The organism is Variovorax glucosi, assembly GCF_051216695.1.
GTDB lineage: Bacteria > Pseudomonadota > Gammaproteobacteria > Burkholderiales > Burkholderiaceae_C > Variovorax.
In genome coordinates this window covers 1-1,399 of sequence record NZ_JBPJZE010000111.1, presented here as the reverse complement: position 1 = coordinate 1,399, position 1,399 = coordinate 1, and the positions used below count along the sequence as shown (strand labels likewise).

At 69.6% G+C, this 1,399-nt stretch carries 1 protein-coding gene; it reads left to right on the top strand.

Annotation, left to right across the window (positions count from 1 at the left end; all coding sequences use genetic code 11):
* Positions 1-84: 84 nt before the first annotated feature.
* On the top strand, positions 85-1,399 hold a 1,315-nt coding region (locus ACSFA3_RS23345; RefSeq protein WP_435507813.1), incomplete at its 3' end, for a GTPase/DUF3482 domain-containing protein.

Below are 1,399 nucleotides of genomic sequence, written 5' to 3'. Positions count from 1 at the left end.
CGACTGGCTGCGCGACACCGGCCTGGAGCGCATCACCGCCAGTGACCGCCTGGACATCGCCCTGCAAGAAAGCGCGATCGCCCCATGACGCAACAACCAATTCGCATCGCCGTCGTCGGCCACACCAACGCGGGCAAGACCTCGCTGCTGCGCACGCTCACGCGGCGCATCAGCTTCGGCGAGGTGTCGCAGCGCCCCGGCACCACACGCCATGTCGAATCGGTCGACCTCGACGTGAACGGCGAAACCGCCGTGCGCTTCTTCGACACGCCGGGCCTCGAAGACGCCGTCGCATTGCGCGAGCACCTTGCCGGCTTCGATGCACAGGCGACGCCCCCAGACCGCATCCGCCAGTTTTTGCAGGGCCCCGAGGCTCATGGCGTGTTCGAGCAGGAGGCCAAGGTGCTGCGCACCATGCTCGACATCGATGCGGCCTTTCTGGTCATCGACGTGCGCGAGCCGGTGCTGCCCAAGTTCCGCGACGAAATCGAGCTGCTCAACTCTTGCGCGCGCCCTGTGCTGCCGGTGTTGAATTTCGTGCGCGATGCCGCCAGCCGCGAGCCGGCGTGGAAAGAGCTGCTCTCGGCCTACGGCCTGCACGTGCAGGTGCGCTTCGACGCGGCGGCCCCTTTCGTCGGCGCCGAACAAGACCTGTACAACGACCTCGCCACGCTGCTGCGCGAGCGCCGTGATCTGCTGCGCGGCGTGGTCGATGCACTGGCCGACGAAGCTGCGCAGCGGCGCCAGTCCGCATGCACGCGCATCGCGGCGCTGCTGGTCGATGCCGCCGCGGTGCGCCGCACGGTGTCATCCACCGAATTCGCCGACGAGGCGCGCCGGCAGGCCCTCGTTTCCGCACTGCAGAAGGCCGTGTTCGACAAAGCCCAACGCTGCACCGACGACCTGCTCGCGCTCTACGGCTTTCGCCAGGGCGACGCTGACGAAGCCCCATTGCCGATGATCGAAGGCCGCTGGACGCTCGACTTCTTCAGCCCCGAAGCCATGAAGGACGCGGGCCTGCGCCTCGGCAAGGGCGCGGTCATCGGTGCGGCGGTGGGCGTGGTGGCCGACCTGGCCGTGGCCGGCATCTCGCTCGGCGCGGGCGCGGCGCTGGGTGGCGCCATCGGCGGTGCGGTGTCGCAGGGCTGGGGGCCGCTCGGCCGCAAGCTGGCCAACAAGTTGCGCGACGTGCACGAACTTACCGTGGAAGACGGTGTGCTGTTCACGCTGGTCGCATGGCAACTGAAGCTCACGCAGGCGCTGGAGCAGCGCGGCCATGCGGCCACGCAGCGCATCGCTGCCGAGTCGCCCGAAGACGGCGACGCTCCCACCCGCGCCGCCGCGGCTGCGGTGCGCGGCGTGCAGCCGGCGCGCAACCATCCCGAGTGGGAAGCCAGCG